Source organism: Nocardia vinacea NBRC 16497 (genome assembly GCF_000308835.1).
GTDB lineage: Bacteria > Actinomycetota > Actinomycetes > Mycobacteriales > Mycobacteriaceae > Nocardia > Nocardia vinacea.
The window spans coordinates 1-3,201 of the sequence record NZ_BAGN01000339.1 but is presented as its reverse complement, the minus strand read 5'-3'; the positions used below and the strand labels follow the sequence as shown (position 1 = coordinate 3,201).

Sequence of the window (3,201 nt, the reverse complement as noted above, 5' to 3'; positions counted from 1 at the left end):
GTGCCGATATACGTGGATAGCCCCTGGATGCTCTTCGCCACGTTGTCGCGGTTGTTGTTCAGCACCGTCAGGACCTGCCCGAGCTTGTCCAGGGCCGGTGCCAGGTCGGCATCGGTGTCGTGCACCAGGCCGGACAGTTGCCGCGACAGCTGGTCGATTCCGGTGATGAGCCCGCCCAGCGCTGCGCTGCGAGCCTGCAATTCCGCGAGCAGTGAATTGCCGTCGAGCAGTAGGGAATTCACCTGTGGTCCGCGCTTCGCCAGTGCCGATGTCACCTGCTCGGCACCGGTGAGCAGGCCGCGCAATGCGGCATCGCGCCGGTTGACCGATTCGGCGAGGCGTCGCATTCCGTCCAGTGCTGGCCGCACCTGCGGTGCGGCCGCCGAGAGGACGTCGGAGGCGCTGTCGAGCGCGCGGGTCAATTGGTCGAGGTCGATATCCCGGATGGCTGTGGTGGCCTCGTTGAGGATGGTCGGCAGCGTGTAACCGGAGCGGGTCCGGCCGAGGGGGATGGTGTCGCCGGTGCGCAGCCGGCCCGCGCCGGCGGGCGCCAGTTCGACGGCGCGCCGACCCAGCAATGATGTGGTCTTGATGGTGGCGGTGGTCGCGTCGCCGAGCGCGATATCCGGGTCGGCGGTGAAGGTGACGCGCGCGTGACCGCTGTCCACGGTGATGTCGGTGACGGTGCCGACCCGCACTCCCGCGGCCGAAACGTCGTCGTCGACGTGCAGACCGCTCGCATCGTCGAACAGCGCCCCGTACCGCAGGGGCTGGGCGCTGAGCAGCGGGATCTTGTCGAATTGCAGTGAGACCAGGCAGATCGCCGCGGTGAGGACGATGCCGATGAGGCCGATGCGACCGGCTTCGCGCTGGGAGAGTCGATTCATTTCCGTGCGCACCTGCCGGTCTGCTGGTCGGTCATCTCGAGGACCACCGGGCGGCCGTCCACGCCGGTCAATTTGAACGACAGGCCGCACAGATAGAAGTTGAAGAAGGACCCGTAGGTGCCCATGCGGATCAGCTTGCGATAGTCGTCCGGGAGCCGGTTCAGTACCTCGTCCAGGGTGTCGATGTGGTTGGTGGTCGGTGTGAGCGCGGCGTTCAACTGGCTGACCGTCGCGGACAGATCGGGGCGCACGTCGACGAGCAGGCCGGTGAACGCGTCGGCGGCGCCGTCGAGGCTGTCGACCGCGTGCCCGAGGATGTCCCGGTCCTGTGCCAGACCCGAAACCAGCTGCTGCAGATGGTCGAGCGTGCTGCTGAATTGGTCGCCCCGCGAAGCGATTTCGGTGAGGACCGTATTCAGGTTGGTGATCACCCGCCCGATGACCTGATCACGATCGGCCAGCGTGCTGGTCACCGACCCGACCCGGGTCAACACATCCGTGATGGTTCCCGCGCGACCCTGGAAGATCTTCAGCAATGCCATCGATAGCTCGTTGACCTGTCGCGGGTCCAGCGCTTGCAGCAGGGGATGGAATCCGCCGAGCAGGGCGTCCAGGTCGAGTGCGGGCGCGGTGTTCGGCGGCTGGATGGTTCCGCCCACCGGCAGTTGTGTGGTGTCCGGGCCGCGCTGCAGTTCGAGGTAGCGGTTGCCGACAAGGTCCTCGTATCGGATGGCGGCCCGCGTGGACGTGGTCGGCCGGTCGTTCGTGGTGATCGAGAAGTCGACGTGGGCCCGGTGGTCCGCGCCGTAGCGCACCGTGCCGACCGATCCGACCGGAACCCCCGCGATGCGGACCTTCGCGCCGGGACGCATACCGGACGCATCGGTGAACACTGCGTGATAGGTCCGCGAGCCCCCGGCGTCGACCTGTGTGAACACCAGGATCATCGCTCCGTTCACCAAGAGCATGACCAGCACGAAGATGCCCAATTTCAGTGCGCGCGAACGGTTCACCGGCCACTCCCGAGGCCCAGCAGGTAGCTGACGAGGTCCGGGGTCCGCAGTCCGATCGCCTGCCGCGACGGATCGTACGGATTCGCGCCGGTGTCGGTGACCATGTACGGCACATTGACGACCGGGTCGGTGTAGGGCAGACCCATGCAGTTCGGGCCGCCGGTCGCGTTGACCTTGGGCAGATCTTCCGGATAGTGGTACGGCGTCGCGCCCGGTATCAGCCCGGCGAACATCTTGATGCCCGGCTGCCCGGTGTAGGCGGCCGGGTTGGCTTCGTTGCCCGCGGTGATTCCCTTGAAAACGCACGGGATCTCGGGCGAGTACAAGGTCAGCAGTGCGGTGGTGGGTTCCAGCAGCCGCAGCACGTCCGCGAGACCGGAACCGTTGTGCGCCAACAGATCCGAGCCGGTATCCGAGACGACCGTGGTACTGCCGAGCAACGCCGAGAGTTGGCGCTGCTCGTCGACCACCGAGTTGCTCGTCGTGGTGAGGGCGTCCAGCGTGCGCAGCAGATCCGGTGCGATGTCGGCGTAGAGCTCCGCAGTGGGTGCCGCAGTGCGTAGCAGTTCGGCGAATCCGGGATCGGCGGCATTCAGTTGAGCGAGCACACCGGCGGCGTGGTCGATTGCCGCGCCGAGCCGGTCACCGCGGCCCTGCAGTGCCGTCGCCAGCGCGCCGAGGGTCTGCTCGAGTTGGGCGGGGTCGACCACGCGCAGCAGGTTGGTGAGTTGCTCGAAGACGGTATTGATTTCGACGGTGACGCGCGAGATATCGATCTCCGCGCCGGGTGCCAGCCGTTCGGCGGCGGCCGGGTGCGGCGCGTCGAGGCTGACGAATTTCGCGCCGAAGACGGTATTGGAGGTGATCTCGGCGATCACGTCGGCCGGAATCGACGCCAGCGCGGAGCGATGCAGGCGCAGGGTCACCCGGGCCTGATCGGAGCCGTACTCGATCGCCGTCACCTCGCCGACCTCGACGCCGGTCATGGTGACCTTCGCGCCGCGGTCCATGACCAGTCCGGCACGATCGGCGATAACCGTCACCGTCACCCAGTCGGCGAAGCGCTGCTGGTAGCTGCCCAGCACCAGCCAGCCGACGCCCACTGTCGCGACGACCAGTGCCAGTACCGCCAGTTTCAGCATCGCTTGCTGCACCATTGCATCCCTAACCGGAAAGGTGGAAATTGCCGATGCCGCCGTACAACGCGAGTGACACCAGGAGCACGACGAGGACCACCATGATCAGCGACATCCGCACCGCGCGCCCGACCGCGGCGCCCACTCCGGCCGGACCCCCGGCGG

3 protein-coding genes are annotated in these 3,201 nt (G+C 67.0%); all 3 read right to left on the bottom strand.

What is annotated here, in order from left to right; genetic code table 11:
* On the bottom strand, positions 1 to 887 hold an 887-nt coding region (locus ON44_RS33880; RefSeq protein WP_040698198.1), incomplete at its 3' end, for an MCE family protein.
* Positions 884 to 1,900 carry an MCE family protein gene (locus ON44_RS33875; protein WP_040698195.1) on the bottom strand — a complete coding sequence of 339 codons (1,017 nt, stop codon included), beginning with the start codon at positions 1,898 to 1,900 and terminating at the stop codon, positions 884 to 886. The genes ON44_RS33880 and ON44_RS33875, both read right to left, overlap by 4 nt.
* Positions 1,897 to 3,057 (bottom strand): MCE family protein, encoded by a 1,161-nt coding sequence (locus ON44_RS33870; protein ID WP_063721665.1) that lies wholly within the window; start codon positions 3,055 to 3,057, stop codon positions 1,897 to 1,899. Before ON44_RS33870 ends, ON44_RS33875 begins: the two co-directional genes overlap by 4 nt.
* Positions 3,058 to 3,201: the final 144 nt, after the last annotated feature.